Source organism: Ruminococcus sp. AM42-11 (assembly GCF_003480145.1).
Lineage (GTDB): Bacteria > Bacillota > Clostridia > Lachnospirales > Lachnospiraceae > Blautia_A > Blautia_A faecis.
In genome coordinates this window covers 1-20,087 of sequence record NZ_QUIO01000057.1, presented here as the reverse complement: position 1 = coordinate 20,087, position 20,087 = coordinate 1, and the positions used below count along the sequence as shown (strand labels likewise).

The 20,087-nt window shown below is 40.8% G+C and carries 14 protein-coding genes, 3 pseudogenes and 2 riboswitches; of the genes and pseudogenes, 5 read left to right on the top strand and 12 right to left on the bottom strand.

Going from position 1 to position 20,087, the window contains the following annotated elements:
* Window positions 1-330: 330 nt before the first annotated feature.
* Window positions 331-2,631: a leucine-rich repeat protein gene (locus tag DW904_RS24700; protein WP_202187790.1), complete on the bottom strand. Its 2,301-nt coding sequence runs from the start codon at window positions 2,629-2,631 to the stop codon at window positions 331-333.
* Between the two features lie 421 nt (window positions 2,632-3,052).
* Here DW904_RS24700 and eutJ point away from each other — a divergent pair, with 421 nt between their 5' ends.
* From eutJ to DW904_RS20615, 3 genes are all read left to right on the top strand, one after another.
* Complete coding sequence (gene eutJ / locus DW904_RS20625) at window positions 3,053-3,883, top strand: ethanolamine utilization protein EutJ (RefSeq protein ID WP_118584025.1); 831 nt, start codon at window positions 3,053-3,055, stop codon at window positions 3,881-3,883.
* 357 nt (window positions 3,884-4,240) lie between these two features.
* Window positions 4,241-4,534 (top strand): autorepressor SdpR family transcription factor, encoded by a 294-nt coding sequence (locus DW904_RS20620; protein WP_147422357.1) that lies wholly within the window; start codon window positions 4,241-4,243, stop codon window positions 4,532-4,534.
* Window positions 4,509-5,543, top strand: a complete 1,035-nt coding sequence (locus DW904_RS20615) for an SdpI family protein (protein WP_118584023.1) — start codon at window positions 4,509-4,511, stop codon at window positions 5,541-5,543. Before DW904_RS20620 ends, DW904_RS20615 begins: the two co-directional genes overlap by 26 nt.
* A gap of 103 nt (window positions 5,544-5,646) precedes the next feature.
* Here the strand turns inward: DW904_RS20615 and DW904_RS20610 are convergent, their stop codons facing one another.
* The 3 genes and pseudogenes from DW904_RS20610 to DW904_RS24335 form a co-directional block, all read right to left on the bottom strand.
* The gene (locus tag DW904_RS20610; RefSeq protein WP_118584022.1) at window positions 5,647-6,120 is read right to left on the bottom strand and encodes a DUF1897 domain-containing protein; all 474 of its coding nucleotides are present in this window, start codon (window positions 6,118-6,120) and stop codon (window positions 5,647-5,649) included.
* Between the two features lie 42 nt (window positions 6,121-6,162).
* Window positions 6,163-6,351, bottom strand: a pseudogene (locus DW904_RS20605) (DapH/DapD/GlmU-related protein); the annotation flags it as partial.
* Window positions 6,352-6,507 (bottom strand): annotated as a pseudogene (locus tag DW904_RS24335) (DUF6444 domain-containing protein); the annotation flags it as partial.
* A 321-nt stretch (window positions 6,508-6,828) separates the two neighbouring features.
* Here DW904_RS24335 and DW904_RS20600 point away from each other — a divergent pair.
* Both DW904_RS20600 and DW904_RS23115 read left to right on the top strand, forming a co-directional pair.
* Window positions 6,829-7,467, top strand: a complete 639-nt coding sequence (locus DW904_RS20600) for a DUF3786 domain-containing protein (RefSeq protein WP_118584021.1) — start codon at window positions 6,829-6,831, stop codon at window positions 7,465-7,467.
* Complete coding sequence (locus DW904_RS23115; protein WP_202187789.1) at window positions 7,454-7,627, top strand: hypothetical protein; 174 nt, start codon at window positions 7,454-7,456, stop codon at window positions 7,625-7,627. Before DW904_RS20600 ends, DW904_RS23115 begins: the two co-directional genes overlap by 14 nt.
* A 158-nt stretch (window positions 7,628-7,785) precedes the next feature.
* On the opposite strand, the gene DW904_RS24330 is transcribed toward DW904_RS23115, so the two are convergent.
* The 8 genes and pseudogenes from DW904_RS24330 to DW904_RS20570 all read right to left on the bottom strand — a co-directional run.
* Window positions 7,786-8,049 carry a response regulator gene (locus DW904_RS24330; RefSeq protein WP_243110516.1) on the bottom strand — a complete coding sequence of 88 codons (264 nt, stop codon included), beginning with the start codon at window positions 8,047-8,049 and terminating at the stop codon, window positions 7,786-7,788.
* Between the two features lie 14 nt (window positions 8,050-8,063).
* Window positions 8,064-10,652: a transporter substrate-binding domain-containing protein gene (locus DW904_RS20595; RefSeq protein WP_243110514.1), complete on the bottom strand. Its 2,589-nt coding sequence runs from the start codon at window positions 10,650-10,652 to the stop codon at window positions 8,064-8,066.
* Window positions 10,653-10,852: 200 nt separating this feature from the next.
* Window positions 10,853-10,928, bottom strand: a riboswitch (cyclic di-GMP riboswitch).
* Window positions 10,929-11,079: 151 nt separating this feature from the next.
* Window positions 11,080-14,030, bottom strand: a pseudogene (locus tag DW904_RS20590) (response regulator).
* Between the two features lie 5 nt (window positions 14,031-14,035).
* A complete protein-coding gene (locus tag DW904_RS20585; protein WP_118584020.1) occupies window positions 14,036-15,886 on the bottom strand; it encodes an ABC transporter substrate-binding protein in 1,851 nt (616 codons plus the stop codon).
* Window positions 15,864-18,068 carry an ATP-binding protein gene (locus DW904_RS20580; protein WP_118584019.1) on the bottom strand — a complete coding sequence of 735 codons (2,205 nt, stop codon included), beginning with the start codon at window positions 18,066-18,068 and terminating at the stop codon, window positions 15,864-15,866. Before DW904_RS20580 ends, DW904_RS20585 begins: the two co-directional genes overlap by 23 nt.
* Window positions 18,052-18,867: an ABC transporter substrate-binding protein gene (locus DW904_RS20575; RefSeq protein WP_118584018.1), complete on the bottom strand. Its 816-nt coding sequence runs from the start codon at window positions 18,865-18,867 to the stop codon at window positions 18,052-18,054. The genes DW904_RS20580 and DW904_RS20575 overlap by 17 nt, the downstream gene beginning before the upstream one ends.
* A gap of 126 nt (window positions 18,868-18,993) precedes the next feature.
* A riboswitch (cyclic di-GMP riboswitch) is annotated at window positions 18,994-19,069 on the bottom strand.
* Between the two features lie 174 nt (window positions 19,070-19,243).
* Complete coding sequence (locus tag DW904_RS23110) at window positions 19,244-19,417, bottom strand: hypothetical protein (protein ID WP_173736503.1); 174 nt, start codon at window positions 19,415-19,417, stop codon at window positions 19,244-19,246.
* Between the two features lie 26 nt (window positions 19,418-19,443).
* On the bottom strand, window positions 19,444-20,087 hold a 644-nt coding region (locus tag DW904_RS20570), incomplete at its 5' end, for a LysR family transcriptional regulator substrate-binding protein (RefSeq protein ID WP_118584017.1).

The following is a 20,087-nucleotide window of genomic DNA, read 5'->3' as shown; positions in this document are numbered from 1 at the left end:
GACTGTATTCGTCTTAATGCGTCCAATTTTATAAAGTTTCATCCATTCATCAAACCATTCCGAAACTTTATATTTTTTTGCTTTATCGCTGTAACCCATAATATATTTTCCAGGCCAGATTTTAAGTACATCAGCATATTAACACGTTCAAAAAAAATATTCAAGTCTCCTGTTCCTCCAGCCACTGCTCAATTTTTTCTATGTGTAAGACTTGATTTGCAAAGTGCTGTTCATAGCGCGTACAATTTTTTTGTGTTTGCTATTATAGTAGGGAGACAGTACAAAACTGTACTGCCTCCCATAAATTTTAAATAATACGTTTCAAAGCTGTTACTTCACGGTAACCTTGCACTTCACGGATTTCTTTCCTGATTTCACTGTAATGGTGGCAGTTCCTTTCTTCTTTGCAGCAATTACCCCCTTTGCGGATACGGTTGCTACTTTTTTGTTGCTGCTCTTGTAGGTGATTTTTTCGGTACTTGTTAACGGAAGAATCACAGGTTTTAAGGTGGCTTTCTTTTTCACCTTCAAAACAAGCTTTTTCGGGATGCCTGTAATTTTCTGCGTCCGAACGGTCGTTTTCTGGACACGGACAGGTATTTTTTTGGTGAGGCCACTGTTTAGTGTAATTGTGAGCGTGGTTTTTCCACTTTTTGTACCTGCTTTTAACTTACAGGTTCCATTTGGATTTCCGGTTACCGTGACGATTTTTGTGTTCCCCGATTTCCAGGATTTTACGAAATCGCCAGGCGCCAAACCAGTTACTTTCAGGGCACTGCTACGTTGTCTGGTTTTTAAAACAAGGCTGGACATATTTACCTTCATAGTTGGCTTTGATGATGGTGCTTGTGGTGATGGAGCCTTGGATGGCGTTGGGATTGTGGTTGGTTTTGGCGCAGTGGTCGGTTTTGGCACAGCAGTTGGCTTTGGTGTATCAGTTGGAGCTGGCGTTGCTGTGGGCGATGGCGTAATGGTCGGCGTCAATTTGTCGCGTGTAATGATAAATGATTGGGGCTGAGACCATTCACCGTAGCTGGTTTCTACATAATGGTTATATGCTCTCATGCGTACATAATACGTACAGTCTGGTTCGGCCTCAAACCAGTAAGTGAAATCTTGAGTATTATCAAGTTTTCGGTATACAGATGTATCTGCCCACTGCGAAAAATATGATGAGCTACTAATCTCCATCTCATACCCAGATACATCAGGGCATTTTTTCCAGAAAATTTTTACAGCATCAGTTTCAGAATATTTTCCTAGTTCTATGGAAAAAGATGGGATAACATCTGGTGTTTTGTCAAGTGCAATAAATTCAGCACCTATTTTTTTTGCGTCATAATCCAGTCCCCAGCCATTGTAACCATAAATAGTTTTTAAGTTTACACATCCTTCAACTGCGGAAGGATCAATAAACGGCCATTCATCCCGTGCTGCATTTTGTTCATCATATAAAAAGGTTATGGATTCCAGATTTGAACAACCGACAAATGCTTCATTTTCCAATGCATAAAAGGTGTGTGGAAGTATAATTTCACGCAAACTCGAACAGTTATAAAACGCTTTTTTTCGTATTTCAAATAAATAACCATCCAGGCTAATATTTTTTAGACTGGTGCAGCCACTGAACACTTCTTCATCAATCCAACCAAGATTCTCAGGTAAAGTTATCTCAGTTAGGTTAATACAATCTTTAAAAGCTCTACCCCAAATATATCCATCGGATATATGAGCAGTTTTTAAATTTGTGCAACTATTAAATGCATCAGCTCCAATATCTCCTACAATATTGATACTTTCCAAGCTGCTACAATACTGGAATGCTGCTTCCCCTATTCTGCAGGGTTGGGTATTAGTAAAGTGAACATTTTTTAAACTTGTGCATTCTTTAAATGCTTCCATTCCGAGCTCAATAAGCTCTTTGGGTAAAGTTATTTCTGACAAACTAACACATCCAGAAAATGCATTGTTTCCAATATCTGAAGTATTATCAGAAAACGTTACTGATGTCAGACTGATACAATTCTCAAATGCATAATTTGGAATTTTGCTTAATTCAGGATCAGCTTCAAAGATAACTGTTTTTAAAGCGGTACAACTGCAAAAAACACCTTTCCCAAGGACTATAGAATGGGGAATTGTTATTTCATCTAAGCTGACACATTCCTCAAATGCTGAATCCCCAATTTCTTTTACATTTCCAGGAATATTGATTGCTTTAAGTACGCTGCATCCTTTAAATGCATTCTCACCAATAGAACTTAATGTATCTGGCAAAAGAATTTCTTTTAAATTCTTACAATTTTCGAAAGTGCTCGTACCAATATGATTTAAATTAGATGGCATTGTTACTTTCTGTAATGAATAGCAATTTTTAAAAACGTCATATGCAATTGTTTGCAAATTGGATGGAAGTGTTACTTCCTGCAATGAAGTACATTCTGCAAAACACCCGGTTCCGATTTTAGTAACACTTTCGGGAAGGAATACGCTCTTCAAATATGGCAGATTATAGCAAAGTGAACCACCAATACCTGTAACTCCTTCATTTACTATAAGTTTCTTAATTTCTGTTCCATGATATTCAATTACAGATCCATCTTTATATAACACACCCTGCCCATAAGCCACCACAGTTCCATCTTCAAACAATGCTGTAGAAACAGAAGAATTTCCTGACTATCTGTCCATTTCTGTCAGTGCGCAAAACCAGATTAATATTTACCCGACGAACGCTTTTTTATTTGGCGCATATTGTTGTAATATTCACATTTCAGACGAGTCATTGTGCCGGATCTTTCAGGATTTCGTTCAGTCACTGCCAGGAAGTCCTATGGTATATTCAAAGGAGGACTGTTTAAAGCTACTGGATCAGCTTACTTTGCCATTTTAATTTACGCCGGCAATGAGCCATATTCCGGGCAAAATTATTGTTTTTTCGCCTTTTTTCATATATAATAAATACATTATCGCTGTGAATCACTGCAAAATATGAATGTATCAGTACACTGATTCACAGCTTCCAGATTTATTAGAAATGGAGTGTTCGGATATGGAACTAAAAAACAGAACTTTATCAAATTTTGCAGAACTGGTACGCACTGGTGAATGTAAAAAATTCAGAGGGCGTTTGAAGGTAGGCGTGGATCTTGGTACTGCGAACACGGTTCTTGCAGTTGTAGATAGTACGAATCGTCCTATTGCCGGTGTCTCTGCACCCTCCCATGCAATCCGTGACGGTGTTATTGTGAATTATTACGAATCTGTTCAACTGGTTACAAAATTAAAAGAAGAACTGGAAGAAAAGCTGGGCACGGAGCTTCTCTATGCCGCTGCTGCCATTCCTCCGGGAGTTTCAGAAGGCAGTGTGAAGAGCATTGGATATGTATTGGAAGGTGCCGGTTTCGAAGTGACCAACATTGTTGACGAACCTACTGCGGCCGCTGCTGTATTAAAGATTACCGACGGTGCAGTTGTAGATGTGGGCGGCGGCACAACCGGCATCAGCATCCTCAAGGATGGCAAGGTAATCTATACGGATGACGAGGCAACTGGGGGCAGCCATATGACAATGACAGTTGCCGGTCATTACCGGATTCCCTACGAAGAGGCAGAGGTTCTGAAGACCACTCCGGAAAAAGAGAAGGAAATTTTTCCGGTTATTAAGGCAACGGTTGAAAAAATGGCATCCATTACCGAGAAATTTCTGAAAGGCTATGAGATACCTGCAGTTTATGTGGTAGGCGGCTCTGCAAGCTTTCAGGAATTTACCAGCGTGTTTGAGAAGAAGCTGAACCTTCCAGTTTACCGGCCGGTTCATCCCCTTTTGGTCACACCGCTTGGAATCGCTTATAACTGCCAGCTTCCACAAAAAGCTCGCTGATTCTAATAACAAAAAGCTCTATCGTATTTTGATCTGTCCAAAAGTTAGATTTTTGGTGCTTCAAAATACGATAGAGCTTTTATGTTGCAAATAAGTGAATTTCAGTTTTCTAGTATGGCTCACGCCCTGCCAGGCATTCACTTTTCAGGAGACGTTTGACAATAATCTTCTCCGGATGGGCAAGGATGGCGGCATCAAACAGATCTGTTTCTGCAGAACAGGGAAAACCATGCTTCTGTCTTTATTTACTACCCAGGCAGTTTTTTGAAGTAACTGGTTCTTGACACATGATATCCCTTGCATTATAATATATTTAACAATTAGGTTAAATGTTAAATAAAGGGGTGTGATGAATTTTTGGGTATACAGGATACATTAAAAGCACTGGCAGATCCAATACGACGTGAGATTTTGAACTTATTGAAGAATGGGCGGCTTTCAGCTGGAGAAATATGCGAACATTTTTCAGTGACGGGAGCATCCATATCAAGACATCTGGCAATATTGAAGGAAGCTGATTTGATCCGAAACCAAAGAGAAGGAAAGTTTATTTATTATGAATTAAACACTTCCGTATTGGAAGATGTCATGCTGTGGATCACAAATTTGAAAGGAGAATCAGATAATGAAGGAAATGATAAAAAAATATAGAGGTTCATTAATCAGCTCTATACTGGTAATTTTTGTAGGAGTCCTGGTCGGTTTTACGAGTACACACGGTAAATGGATAAATGTATTTTTTGTAGTAACGCACTGTATATTTGTAGCAATCATATTTTATGATAACAGAAGCCGACAACAGAGCCCTAAAGTTATAGGAATGGCTATATGGATGATACCTGTTATTACATTGCTCTATAATGGCATTGCCAGATTGGTAAATACCGGGGCAGATATGGAGAACCTGTTTATGGCATTCATGTATTATGGAACAGGCTTACTGTTCATGGTTATAGGAAATTATCTGCCAAAGGTAAAACAGAACAATACGATAGGGATCCGGGTTATATGGACATTGCAGGATGAAGAAAATTGGAATGCAACTCATAGATTCAGTGGGAAACTATGGATGGCATCAGGTATTCTGTGTATGCTTTGTGGTCTTTTTGAGGAAAGTATGGCTGCTCTTGTTTTGTATATCGTAAGCATTATGGCAGCTGCAATCATCAGCATTCTCTATTCTTATCTCTTTTATAAGAAAAAGATAGCAACCGGAGAAAAATTAAAAATTCAGTATAACAAAAAAACAATTGGAGTATCAGGTATCATAGCCATTTTAACCATTATATTCGGTATATGGACGTTGTTTTTGGGAAGTATTGAGATTCGTTTCGAGGATAAAGATTTTACTATTGAGGCACAAGGCTGGAGCGATTATACAGTAGACTATACGCAGATTGACAGTATCTCATATGAAGAAAATTCATCTCAGAGCTGGAATGATTATAGAACCAATGGTTTAGGAAATCTTAAATATGCTATGGGAAATTTTAGAAATGATGTCTATGGAGATTATATCCGGTATACCCATTCATCCTGTCATTCATATGTAGTCATGAGTATAAATGGAAAAATATTGGTCGTAAATGGTGCAAATGATTCAGCGACAAAGGAAATCTATCATACTATTAGCGAAAAGATGTCAAATGAATTAGAATAACATCAGTTACAAAAAAGCTTGACCACAACAATTCTGCAAATAAAAAAGAAACTGTCGGATAATTCCAGGCAGTTTCCTTTTTTACATATATCAGATACTATATTTATTTACAATTATTTTCAATCATGTCAGCTTTTTTGTTTCTCCCCATCAGCCGATAGTATTTACACCATAATCGCAGCGATTGCAAAGGAACGATTTCTGTTCCAAGTGTCATTCGTTCCACGATTTGTTCTTTGTCAAGAGAACAATCATAAACCTTCCCTTCGCTTACAATAGAAAATCCAGCCATAACGTCAATATCTACAGAATCAATGGTGAATTCCATGAATACCTTTGTACGATACATTGGATCAGAAGCAGAAGCCGGTGCGTGAAGTTCTCCCATTTCTGATAAAATTGTTCGGACCTGTTCAGCATCATGAACAGAGACCATTAAATCAATATCATGAAATTCTGAAATAATACCTTTAAAGTACAGCAGCATAGATGCGCCTAAAGCCCACTCTATATTTGCCTCATTAAATCGATGTGCAATTTTCTGTAGTAATTCAATTTTCTTCCGTATTTCAGGCATAATACCTCCCACTTATATATTTATCTGGATAAAACATGTTTGTTACTGATTCCTACGGATCACTCTGCAAGGACTGCCTGCAGCAATCACATTGTCGGGAATACTTTTTGTTACAATACTGCCTGCTCCAATCACAACATTATCTCCGATAGTAACTCCTGGTAAAATAATAGCCCCGCCACCAATCCATACATTATTTCCAATGATAACTGGTGCTGTTTGTGTTTTACAATCATGCTTCTTAAGTCCGTCAGATAAAGGTGGCTTGGAACTGTTTTTTGAGTTTTTGTTTAACTGCTCTTTCAGTTCTCGGATGGTCTGGTTCAGACTTGTAATCTCAGCAGAAAGCTCAGCAATGCGAGCACTTTGTTCTTCGTTTTGCTTCATCAGAAAACGAACGAATTCTTCTGTGATATTAACTGGCATTCAGACCACCTTCTTTCCGCGATTTTTTATATTTCTATTGTAACGGAAATGCCGTAAAAAAACCAGTCAGACAAAAAAGATACTTCCTTAATCCAATCCTCTAACGCCAGACCCTCTACAGAACTCTCGCGTATTATTCGTTACTACTATTATCCCTCTGATCCTCATTACAGCCATTGTTCCTTTGACCTGCTATAACAAAATGGCACAAAAAGCATTGATTTTATAGACCAATTAGTCTATTCTAAAATAACTACAACAAAAATATTCTTGGAGGGGTATATGACGAAAGCTCTGACTAATTATGATAAAATAAAAATTTCTACAGCACATGTTTTCCTGCAATATAATCAGGCTACAATGATACATAAATATTCATTAGATTACAATTCTGACTGGTTATATATTACTTTTATTAACCGTACCTATCGTATTAATCGAAAAACGGGAAGTGTTCAGTGGTCAGATAATGATTTTGAAATAATTCATGAAGCCAATCACAATGAAGCAATGACTATTTATGATGTTTTATGTTATTCAAAGGATAGATGCCATCTGTCACATGAATTTATAAACATAAACAGCCTTTCCTCTGTCCGACCAGGAAATCTCTCAACGAGCAGCGGATTTTTTCAGAATACCGCTGACTTTTTTAACGGAAAAACCGTTGAATTGCGTAATGCCTGTATAGCACTTTCCGGAAAGGAATTGGAAAAAGGAGATGTTGCTTTTAAATTAAATCTTTTTCCTTTTTTGCCGATTATCATTCGTTTCTGGGAAGCTGATGATGAGTTCCCGGCAAGTCTTCAAATTCTTGCAGACAGGAATACTTTAGATTACATGCATTATGAAACGCTTATGTTTGCACTTACACATCTGTTTTCCAGACTGAACGAGGAAATGCGAAATGAAAAAAGGTGAAGAATCCAGACAACTCCTGATTGAGTGTGCGGCTGAATTATTATGGAAAAATGGATATTCTGCTACTGGAATCAGCGAAATTCTCAAACAAACAAACCTTCCAGTAAGAAAAAATATGATTGAAATGTACCTGGAATACCGGTCATATCATGGCATCTGAAAGGAACTTATGTAAGTTCTGAAAAAATATTTTTGGGGAGGGAATCCTCCCCATTCTTATATCGTGGTACTTTCAAAGATTAAATTGTTAAAGCACTCTTTAAAGAAAAAAGTCCTATGCAATTTTCCAGAGTGGCACTCCATTAGTATAACATGCAATTAATATTTTTCCTGCTGCCTTATTACTTCTGATAATATTGACAGCAGCTTATCAGCCTGGACTGGCTTTGCTATATGTTCATTCATTCCGGCTGCAATAGCCTCCCGCTTATCTTCCTCAAATGCATTTGCTGTCATTGCAATGATTGGTATACACGCCTTGTCCTTATCTGGTAAATTTCTGATTTCCTGTGTTGCCTTATAACCGTCCATTTTAGGCATCTGGATATCCATGAGGATCACATCATATGTTCCAACCGGCATTTGCATTATCCTGTTTACACACTGGATACCATCCTCCACACGTTCTGTTTTAGACCTGCACGCTCAAGTATTGCTTCTGCAATCTCTGCATTCAGATCATTGTCCTCTGCCAAAAGGATATTCCTTCCCTCAAGTATTTCACTGCAGGATTCTGGATTTTCAGCATGTTTTTTTACATAATAGCTTTCATCCGCTATCCTGTGTTTTAGTGTTACAGTAAAAGTGCTGCCCTTTCCAAGCTCACTCTCCACATCGATTGTTCCACCGAGCAGATCAACATATTTCTTTACGATTGACATTCCAAGTCCGCTTCCTGTGATTTTGCTCTTCGTGGTGTTTCGTTCACGAGTGAATGCTTCGAAAATTTTTGACAGATAATCCTGGCTCATACCAATTCCGGTATCGCTCACCCTGGTCCTTACAATCATGTACCCAGGCTCCTCGCAGGGTAATTCATCTATATCTACCATAACAGAACCACCGGCTGGAGTATATTTTACGGCATTACTCAGGATGTTGACAAATATTTCTTTTACCTTGGTAGTATCTGTCAGTATATTTTCATGTTCTACATTTATTGTGTAATGAAGAGCAAGATTCTTTTTCTTTGCTTCATCCTCAAATATTTCAAACAGAGTCTGCCGGATATCCTCAATCCGTCCATAGTTCTCATCAATTTCCATCCTTCCGCTCTCAATCCGAGCCATATCAAGTACATTATTTATGATTGACAGAAGAAGGTTTCCTGACTGCTGAAGTTTTTTTAAATGTTCTGAAGTTTCAGGCAAATCCTTTCCTTTCAGTTCATTCTCCATAAGCTGTGCATAGCCCAGAATTGCATTCATAGGAGTACGGATGTCATGTGACATATTGTTAAGGAAACGAGTCTTTGCCAGATTAGCTTCTTCTGCTTTTTTCAGAGCGATTTCCAACTTGTCATTAAGCTTTTGTGTATCATTTGCAGCAAGCTTTGCGACAGCTTCTGCTTTCCTTGCCTTCCGTAAAAGTACGAGGATAATACTAATGATAGTGAGTACAAAAAATCCTGCCGTAACAAAAAAAGCAAGCATATTGTCTTTTACAAAATCCAAAAATGTTACCTTATCTGCTGTACTGTCATAAATAGCAAGTGCACTTGTAAGCATGTCAGACGGCATAGCCTTTAAGGTTTTATTCAATATTGATAAGAGGGTTCCCTCTCCACTTCTAACTGCAAAGCATGCCTCCATTGTTTTTGTAAGTGGAATACTCTTGAAATTTTGACTGTTATCATATATTAGTGCCTGACTTGCGCCCATGAGGAAACAGTCTGCTTTTTCATGAATGACCATATCTGCTGCATCGTCAAGCGAATCACAATCTATAAGCTTCCATTGGGGATAACTGAATGCAATATGCTGTTTTAAGGCATATTTTTCCCTGGGCACAGCTACAGTATACACCTTATTCTCATCAAATTTTTCCTCATCTGTTACCGCCATCAGGCTGTAGGTCCAGGCTGTGTTTGTAAGTGTATATCCGTTTTTTTCTGCAAAATATGGATTCCTGCCAGCATAAAAAATCATGTCAATCTCTCGTTCTTGTAAAGCCTGAAGCATTTCATCATAATCATCATATTCCTGTATATTAAATTCCAGTGTCTGATTTCCCAGACAGTCTTTGGCATAAGAGAAATATTCTGCCAGCATACCGGTAAGTTTTCCAGTCTCTTCGTCCAGAGAAAATACTGCCGCATCATTACTCAGAAATCCGATCCGGATACCATCATGTTCTTCCAACCAGGACTTTTCTCCGCCTGTAAGACTTTGACAATAATCAAGCGTAAAATACTTTTTATACAGATCCGCCTTGAAAAAAGGACTATCCTGATCCAGCTGACGCATAGCCCAGTCCAACTCTGTCTTGATATCGCTGCGCTCTTTATTTATTACAAAATATATGCCGGATTTACCAATCGTGGTAACGGATGATATTCCCTGTTCAGACCAGATGGATTCCTCCAGAGATACAAAACAATCGATTTCATGATTCGCTAATTTCTTTTCGACATCATCATTATTATTCACATTTACATGTTCTGTATGTATGCCATTCTTATTTTCCCATTCTGTCAGCATGATTTCAGGCTCAGTACCCATGAGCACACCTACACGTTTCCCATCCATAGATTTGAAATCAGACGTCCCAATATCCGTATCCGATAAATCAGCATAAAGGATATATTTTTCCTCACCCATGGGTTCATCCGGGAAAAGCATCTTCTGTGCACGTTCATCGGTGTAAGAAATATCGCCCATGATATCAATCTCACCATTTTCAAGCTTATCAAAACAGTTGGACCAGTCACATTTCACATGCTCAAATTTCCATCCGGTATAACCTGCCAGAGCCTGCATGAGCTCGTAGCCATAACCTCGTCTGACACCGTTTTTATCGACATAATTAAAGGTATCCTCAAATGAGCCGACACGGATGGTCTGTGGCTGTTTTTCATCATTATTCGTTTCAGCAGCCTGGCAGTGTACCGATAACATCATCCACATTCCCAGGACCACAAATATACATGCAAATAGTACGGCTGATTTTTTTCTACTTTTATCCATATTTTTTATTTCCTTCATCCGTTTGTGTTTTATGATGTTCCAAACACCAGGTCAAAAACAGCAAGTATTGTTTTTATATCAATCGGTTTTGCAATATGTGCATTCATCCCTGTTGCTGTGTACTGCTGCTGTGTAATTTCCATCATCTCTGCAATGCCCCGGGTGATAAAAACGCTGCCAAACAGGCAGCGCATCTCATTTCATGCAACTGGCTGCCATTTTACAGGCCCTGTAGCTTTGCGTCGCAGACTTTCATCTGTTTTGCCGATTTCCATATTAGAGCATTTAAAATTATACAAAAAAACTGATTTTATTATACTCCCTTGCTCCACTTTACACAAGAAAAACCTCACCGCTTTAACGCTTAAAAATAATTTGAAAACCTGCTAAAAAGTTGTTAACCGAACTTCTTAGCAGGTTTTTATTACTAATCTGTCAGATTATTTTGTAATGTACTGATCAATTCCTCTATAACGATTGGCTTGGATAAGAATCCATTCATACCGCATTCCAACGCTTTCTTTCTGTCCTCGTCAAAAGCATTGGCCGTCATGGCAAGGATGGTGATTCCTGCCAGTGCCGGATCCCTAAGGGCACGGATCTGCTTCGTGGCCTCATATCCGTTCATTACCGGCATCTGCACATCCATCAGCACCAGATCATAACCGCCCGGTTTCGACCTCTTGACCTTCTCTACTGCCTCTGCCCCATTTTCTGCAGTATCCACCAGGAAGCCATATTCATTAAGGATCTCCACCGCAATTTCACTGTTCAGCTCATTGTCTTCCACAAGCAGTATACATCTGCCTCTGAAATCTGAGCATGCCGCCGGAAGAACAGGCTTCTCCTGCTCAGCCTGATTCTGGCCAATGGCAGTCATCAGGGTATCTCTGATATCGGACATAAACAGAGGTTTCGCACAGAATGCAGTTACTCCTGCAGCCCTGGCTTCCACTTCGATGTCTGACCAGTCATAAGCAGTCAGAATAATGATCGGTGTATCGTCACCAAGACTGCGGATCTGTCTGGTGACCTCAATACCATTCATATCCGGCAGTCGCCAGTCGATGATATAAGCATGGAAGGCATCCCCAAGCTCCATAGACTGTCGTGCACGCAGAACAGCCTCCTTACCGGAAAGTGTCCATTCCGAACGCATTCCAACCCTCACAAGCATTTTTGTCACGCTGTCACAGGTATTAAAATCGTCATCTACAACCAGAGCCTTAAGACCTTCCAGCTCTATGATCTTCTCTATACGTTGGTGCTCAGGCTGAGTCCGGAATGGCAGTCGGACGATAAATTCGGTACCTTTCCCCTGCTCTGTCCGGACCTCAATGGTGCCGCCCATCATATCCACAATATTCTTGGTGATGGCCATACCAAGTCCTGTACCCTGAGTCCTGCTTACAGTGGAAGTCCGCTCCCTCTCAAAAGGAGAAAAGATCTTCTGTACAAATTCCTGACTCATACCGATTCCGTTATCCTTCACCCGGATCTCGTACAGTTCACTGCCTCTTTGGAGACCCGGATACTGTTTCAGCCGGACAGAAACGGTTCCGCCAGCAGGAGTAAACTTGATCGCATTGGACAAAAGATTCAGCAGCACCTGATTCAGTCGTGTCTTATCACAATAGACATCCTCATTTGTCACATCCATGGCATCCATATAAAGCTCCAGCTGTTTCGCATGGATCTGCCCGCTGATGATCGTCTTCAGATCATGAAGCACATCCGACAGACTGACCTCCGTTTCTTCCAGATGGATCTTTCCGCTCTCAATCCGGCTCATATCCAGGATATCATTGATCAGGGAAAGCAGATGGTTACTGGAGGAAAGGATCTTTCCCAGATAATCCCGAACCTTGTTTTATCATCAATATTGCTTACAGCCAGTGTGGTAAAGCCGATGATCGCATTCATTGGTGTCCGGATATCGTGAGACATGTTGGAAAGGAAGGTACTCTTGGCCCTGTTTGCTGTCTCCGCCGCACGGACTGCCTCAGAAAGTGCCTGGTTCATTTTCCAGTCCGAGGTACGGTCCGACAGAACCAGGATGTATTTCTTTTTTCCATTTACCTCACTACCCATTGCAATATTATGGAACCAGCGTTTTTCCCCTGTTTTCTGATGAACATATTCAAAATCCCATTCTCGCTGTTCATGAACCTTGATTTCTTCCAGATAATTTTTCTCCGGATCTTCATGTTCCGCCGGATGCAATTTTCCCAGAACACGAATATCTCTACGAATCTGTTCTACCGTAATACCCAGCAGATTTTCCGCATTTGGGCTGACGTAATCTGCCTGATATGTTTTTGCATCCAGCATCAGAAAGACATCATCCACGTTCATTGAAAGCTTTTGAAACAGCTCATCCCGGTACCGTATCTCCGTATCCTTTCTTCTGAGATTTGTCCTGCTTTTTTGAATAATAAGACTGATAAGAAAAGCAGCAATACAGAACACGACCGCACCAACAAGAAGCATTGTACTGCTCTGCAGGCTGTTCATACTGGCATTGACAATATCTGCCTGTACAAGTCCCAGTAATACCCAGTCCTGAATATCTGATTTTTCATAGACCAGATAATAGTTCCTTCCATCCAGATTTACCAGCATCGCACCAGTATGTCCTGCTTTAAACTTCTCCGAAAGCTCATTGACCTCTTTTTCAGACATATCAGAATGCTCTCTCAGAACACCGAAGAAATTATATACATTCCCCCATAACTCAGAAGAATGATCGATCACAACACGGCCATCCGGATGAACAATAAAACTCTGTGCATTTCCATTGAAAGCAGAAATATCCAGTACATCTACGATATTAGAGTTTTCATAAGCAATGGCGATGGCATCATATTCAAATCCCTGATAGTTTCCATGAGCCTTGGGAGTGGCAAAAACAAGCAACTGGGATTTTCCCGGAACTGCTGCATTTGATATCACATCATTTCCCTGCCGGATGTTCTCTTCAATATTTTCCTGTAATCCAAGGTACCCGGTTTCCCCTGTCACCATCTTATAGTTCCCGTCGGCTGACAGAAAAAAGAAATCCAAAAATCCAGCATCTTCCTGCGCATTCTTTATATAATTACGGATTTCATCTTCGCTTGAGGTATTCTGCAGATTCTCACCCCAAATATGGAGATAAGTCAGGTTCTTATCTGTCAATTCCCTTAACATATTATCAGACTGATGAAAAACCTCCGTCAGATGGGAAACACTTTCCTCATAAATAGTTTTCGACACAAAGTCAAAATATCGGAAAACCATCAGAACAATTCCCAGTAAAACAGCTGTAAAGACAGCGATCCGGAATCGTTTTCTCCTAACAGTCTTTTCTCTGCCTTTGTTATGCTTCTTAATATCCATTCTTCTCACCTCAGAGTCATGTAGTCTTCAGGTTCTGCAAGAATGGCATCACCATCTGAAATATATCCTGTCCAGGTATCTTTCACAAAGGTGTCTTCTCCCTCAAACGCAATATTCTCATCTGTGGGATAGGCTTCCATGTGTTTTGGTATCGCAAGGCAGGTTACCGTGAATGTATCCTTGTCCTGAACTTTTTTTCCGTCTTTTGTAACTTTACTCAATGTATAGCCATCATCCGTTTCTTTGACTTCCACGGAAATGCCGCTGACCACAGGCAGAGAGCCACGGTTAAAGGGAATGAAACCTCCCTGATAGCCTTCTACAAAGTTTCTGACCAGTTCTGTCAGTTCTGCCCCGCTTATCCTGCAGCTATATGCCGAAAGACTGTTTGGCATGATCATGTCTCTTGCCATTTTTTCTGTATATCCAGCTTTCAGCACGTTTCCCGTAAAGCTGTTTCCGGTTGCGATTAGCACATCCGTCCCATAAATACCACGCAGAGTGTTTGCCATAACCGAATAAGCCGCATTTCCCCCACTGCTATGAAAACGGTTGGAATAGGATTTCTGTGAATCCAGCACGATATTCTCTGAAGCAGATTCTTCCGCAAGAAGCTGGGAATTAAATGACTGATAGGCCTGCTCTGCATCGTATTCTCCTGAAATCATCTTCGAAACCACATCCTTGGAAACGGAGAAAAAGTCATTTGACGCAATACGGATATACATGTGGTTTTCCTCGATCACAGGTTTCACATCCTTCAGATATTCCGTAAGCTTAAGATTCACATCCTGGCTGTAGCTTAACAGATCCTGTCCATCACTAATGATCCGGTTCTGTGCATCCTCTGAAAGCATTGTATTCAGTACCTTCATTGCTTTCTTCCGGCGCGTCTCGTCCTGTGTCAGGTCACGGTTTAATGCCACCTGAAAATATGGGGTCGTCATCAGCCACTTTTCGCCATTCTCCTGAAAGAATGGCAAAAATGTTGTGTTAATGCCCTGATCCTGTAACATTTTTACACCAGCTGAGCTGCCGAAGTACATGGCAAGCTTACCACTTTGGTACATCTCAATTATATCATCATAATTCATATCCAGATCGTCCTGGTTCAGCCCGGTATCCTGGATAAACTGTTCCATGCGTTCAAAAGCCTCCGGCCAGACGGTATCATCCAGACCTTCTCTCTTTGTATTATCCGGGTCACTGTAGGTGGTGCGCCACTTGCGTCCGTCTACAGAAGACAATTCTGATGCAGACAGACCCTGCAGTGTTTCCATACAGGTATAATCGTAATAATAGTCTGCAGTAAAGCCACGGATTCCCACCTCGTCAAATGCCTGGCAGGCAGAGACAAAGCTTTCATAATCGGTTGGCAGCGGAATTTCATACTTTTCAAAAAGGTCCTTGTTCACTACAAAACCGTGGGCATCTGCACACACGGGAAGCCAGTTTACGCTGCCATCCTCGTTCATAAAACTGCTGAGGTAGGTATCATAGACAGCACCTGCCTCATTGGTTGTGGAAAGATCCATCAGACTGTCATTCAGCGGACTTGCGTCATGCAGGGAAAACCGGCAGCAGGTAATAATATCCGGCAATCCACCGTTTTCATCAAGAAATTTATAAAAATCCAGATCATTATTGCCGACTACAAATTCAACATTGATATCCGGAAGCTGTTCCTGGATGTATGGTGCATATTTATCATACAGGCTGGTGCTCCATAAATACACTGTGATGGTTTCTGCATCTTCTTTTTCTGCAATTTTTCTGCCGCAGCCTGACAAAAGTGATGTGCCTGTCGCCATCACCAGAAGTACAGCAAGTAACTTACTCCGTTTTTTCTTTTTCATTATGACTCCCCCTGAAACTGTGTTTCATTAGTTTATAAATTATATTTATTAATAATTTTCCATCAACAGGCTTTGCTATATGTTCATCCATTCCTGCTTCTTTAGCTCTCAGTCTGTCCTCCGTGAATGCATTTGCTGTCATTGCAATGATCGGAATCATCTTTGCATCCTCTCTGTCCAGAGAACGGATTTTCTTTGTAGCTTCATAACCATTCATAACCGGCATCATAATGTCCATAAGAATGACATCAAATTCACCAGGTTTACTTTTTCTGAATAGCTCAACAGCTTCCTGTCCATTCCATGCTTTCGTCACCTCAGCACCTTCATTCTGGAGCATAAATTCTGCAATTTCCATGTTCAGCTCATTATCTTCTGCCAGAAGAATATGCAACCCCTTTATAGATTTTTCTGATACATCCTTCTGTTTTTCACGTTTATCCGCATTCATATCTATTTTGAACGGAACCCGGATCACAAATGTAGTTCCTGTGCCTTCTTCACTTTCAAAGGTAATGGCTCCGCCCATTTTCTCGACCAGATTCTTTGCAATCGGCATCCCAAGTCCTGTTCCGGCAAATTTTGTGCGGCTTCCTGTGTGTTCCTGTGCAAATGGTTCAAAAATATGTTTTTGGAACTCCTCAGTCATTCCGATTCCGGTATCCCGGCAGACAAATTCCATTGTGGTCATTCCTGGCTGTCCGGCTGGGATTTCCATGCAGCTGATATAGATATGTCCGTTTTCTCTGTTATATTTCACCGCATTGGACAGGATATTCATCATCACCCGTTTCACATACCCCGGACTTCCAATAAAATCCCGGTGTGTGATTTCTTTTTTCTCCCACACGATCCTGATATTCTGTTCTGCAGCCATCTGCTCGATCACAGAAACTACTTCCCCTGAAATACTGCTCAGATTAAATGGAATCTCTTCCAGAACGATTTCGCCTGACTCAAGCTTACTCATATCCAGGATTTCATTTACCAGTTCCAGCAACAGATTGGATGCCTCTTTAATCTTTGTCCTGTATTCCGTCTGTTTCTCCAAATCACCTGCATAATGTTCTGCCATATTGACCATGCCGCAGATTCCATTAATCGGAGTCCGGATATCATGGCTCATTCGCTGTAGAAACTCTGTTTTTGCCTCATTGGCTGCTTCTGACTTTTTTGCTGCTATCAGAAGTTCTTCTTTATATTTTTCATCTTTTTCCTGTTCCTGTTTTCGGTGTGCCAGATTGGTTCTGTATGTCCAGAACCAGAATGTGCTGAATATCAGAAAATAAAGAAAAATAACACTTATCACACTTAATGGAAGATTATGGAACACTTCTGTATCCGGAAGATATGCATAAATATAGTAATCCCTCTGCTTCAGCATGATTCCGTAGCATCCGGTTCCTTCATTCTTCAAATGATAAATGTGCTGACTGTCTGTATGCTTTTTCATTGCCTGAACAACTTCGTTATCGGCTGTATTCTGCCCCAACAAACTCTCATCATTACTGGCAACAACGATTCCCTCGTCTGCAACAATAATCGTTCCATCTTTCTGAGTACTATAGCCATTTAAAAGCCCCTGTATCGTCAGTGTATAATTTCTGGCAAATTCAGAAGATGTGTAATAGTAGATTGCCACGATACCCGGTGCATCTTTTCTGGCACAGGCTGCAATATCGATATGTGACCCATCTTCCCTGGTAAACCGTTCCGAATAGCTTCTTTCTTCATATCCGGCAAAATCCATGATAATTTCTTTTTGCAGATACTCCGTAATCTCATTAGCCAGAGCCTCGTCCGTGCTGTATTTACAGTCTGTCTTTCCTTCTGTATCCAGTACAATGATACCATCCACCCAGAGAGTCTGCAGGTTTTCTTTCAGGAACTCCTGGCTTAGCTGACCGCCGTTTTCGATTTCCATGTTAATATTTGTACTCATCTGTCTGGCACTTTCAATTGAGCGGAGAAGACTTTTGGATTCGGAAGATTCATTATAATGGGTGTAGGTGGAACACTGCACTTTAACATAATTTACGATCTCCACCATTCTTTTTTCTGCTTCCGCTTTCTCTATATGGAAGAAATAAAACAGAGAGACTACAGCCACACAGAATCCAATCAGACCTCCGATCAACTGGATTCGTTTTTCTTTTTTCTTTCTCTTAATATCCAAGGTCATCCACCTCCAGATACTTCTGGGGATCATCCAGATATTTTTCAATAATTTTCAGGGATGTGCCATCCTGACGCATTTCTTCCAGAGTCTGGCTCATCTGCTCACAGATTCCTCTGTCATCATCTTTTGCAAAAGCGACACCTATTCCAGTGATCATCAAAGGTTCTTCCAGGATACGGAAGCTTGCATCATAATCCTTCATATACTGAACAATCGATTCCTCATGTGCGGCGACTGCATCTACATAGCCTTTTCCCAGAAATGTATAGATCAGTTCCCTGTGTCCTAGGCTGATCAGATTGCCCAGCTTTGGGATTCTTTCATCTGTCCGGTTCAGAAAGATGCCTTCCGGTTTGGTTGTGGACTGGACAGCAAGGTTCTTTCCCTCCAGGTCATTCAGGCTGTAGATATCGCTGTTCTCATTTACAGCGACCACCTGACGGCTTGCTATGTACGGTCCTGCCCAGCGGTAATCGTCAAGACGTCCTTCCATAGAAAAGCAGCCCATGATACAGTCAATCTCTCCGCTCTCTACCAGTTCTTTTTTCTTCTCCCAGTTAATCTGGACAACCTCCACCTGATATCCCATTCTTTTGAAAGCTTCCGTAGCCAGTTCTACATCTATGCCCGTCGGTACGCCATCCTCGTTCAGATAATTGTATGGCGGATAGCTGTCACTGCCGAGAGTAATGACGAGCTTTTCTGTTTCTTCTTTCGTGTTATCTGTGTTTTTACACCCTGCCAAGGTGACTGCTAAAATTCCCGCAAGCAGAATGCCTGCAATCACTTTTTTTCCTTTCATTTTCTGTCTATCCTAACTATCCTTCTCGTATTTTTCATATCTGATTCCCTGCCATAAAATTATTATTGTTACGTCTATGAAATAACACCGTAAAAAAACACTGTCTCACAGACAGTGCACCTCAGTTCATGCAACTGGCTGCCATTTTACAGGCCCTTTAGCTTTGCGTCACAGACTTTCGTCTGTTTTGCCGATTTTCTTATTATAGCTTTTAAAATTCTGCAAAAAACCTATTTTATTATACTCCATTGCTCCACTTTACACAAGAAAAACCTCACCGCTTTAACACTTAAAAATTAAAAAAAGAACAGCCGATACATATACTCGAACTGTTCTCCTTCTTCCGAAGTCCACGCAGCATTGACATTACTGTTTCCTACTCATTTGTACTCAGATCGTTCCATATCCTTGGAACTTCTTTTTGCTCTTCTGTCAGCTTCTCCGAATTAATATCATAGGTTATTACGTTTTTACTTTCTTCTACGTTTTTGTGAGGCGGCCAGCCTGTAATAGGGCCAACTTCCGGATCTTTTGCATTATTAAAATGCATTCTAAAATTTTTTCCATACACTTGGTTTAACCCCGCCCGGATACAATTGTATTTTTTAGTTCCCTTGCCGCAGCTCCCATAGGATGCTGGCTGTCATACACCAGGCAGATCTGGCGTTCCGGAATTTCATCTTTTAATGGAATCTGTACGATCTCTTTTTTCAAAAGGGAAGGTGCGGCCATTGGCTGGGGCAAAAAGGCAAGCCCGAGCTCGCATTTTACCAGAGGCAGGATCTGATCCGCAGTGGCAGCTTCCGTATCCGGGGAAAGATCCAGGCCATGGGACAAAAATACGCTGTTGTAAAATTTATAGGTCATAGTTTCCCGCCCAAGAGAAATCATCGGATAGTTCTTTACCTCCCGAAGGGAAAGTTCCTGGCTGCCAAGGGCAGTAAAAGTAGTGCCTCCAACCAGAATCTCCTGAAACGGCATGAGCATGATCTGTTTCAATGGGGAATCCACCTCTGCCGGAGTGGAAACTACTGCAAAATCAATCTTTCCGCTTTTAACAGCTTCAATGGCTTCCGGTGTGGAATGGTTGTAAAGCTTCAGCCGGATTCCCGGATAAGTCATGTGAAAACTTTTTAATTTATCCAGCAGGAAAATATTGAGGGCAGTTTCACTGGCACCGATGGCTACACTTCCATGGGATAATCCGGAGCTGTCTGCCA

Bases quoted from the DNA above. Each gene is read 5' to 3' on its own strand.
- DW904_RS20580 (WP_118584019.1), bottom strand. From the start codon at position 18,068: ATGACCTTGGATATTAAGAGAAAGAAAAAAGAAAAACGAATCCAGTTG.
- eutJ (WP_118584025.1), top strand. From the start codon at position 3,053: ATGGAACTAAAAAACAGAACTTTATCAAATTTTGCAGAACTGGTACGC.
- DW904_RS20615 (WP_118584023.1), top strand. From the start codon at position 4,509: ATGAAGGAAATGATAAAAAAATATAGAGGTTCATTAATCAGCTCTATA.
- DW904_RS20585 (WP_118584020.1), bottom strand. From the start codon at position 15,886: ATGAAAAAGAAAAAACGGAGTAAGTTACTTGCTGTACTTCTGGTGATG.
- DW904_RS23115 (WP_202187789.1), top strand. From the start codon at position 7,454: ATGAAAAAAGGTGAAGAATCCAGACAACTCCTGATTGAGTGTGCGGCT.
- DW904_RS20575 (WP_118584018.1), bottom strand. From the start codon at position 18,867: ATGAAAGGAAAAAAAGTGATTGCAGGCATTCTGCTTGCGGGAATTTTA.
- DW904_RS20610 (WP_118584022.1), bottom strand. From the start codon at position 6,120: ATGCCTGAAATACGGAAGAAAATTGAATTACTACAGAAAATTGCACAT.
- DW904_RS23110 (WP_173736503.1), bottom strand. From the start codon at position 19,417: ATGCATTTTAATAATGCAAAAGATCCGGAAGTTGGCCCTATTACAGGC.
- DW904_RS24330 (WP_243110516.1), bottom strand. From the start codon at position 8,049: ATGCCGGTTGGAACATATGATGTGATCCTCATGGATATCCAGATGCCT.
- DW904_RS20600 (WP_118584021.1), top strand. From the start codon at position 6,829: ATGACGAAAGCTCTGACTAATTATGATAAAATAAAAATTTCTACAGCA.
- DW904_RS20595 (WP_243110514.1), bottom strand. From the start codon at position 10,652: ATGGATAAAAGTAGAAAAAAATCAGCCGTACTATTTGCATGTATATTT.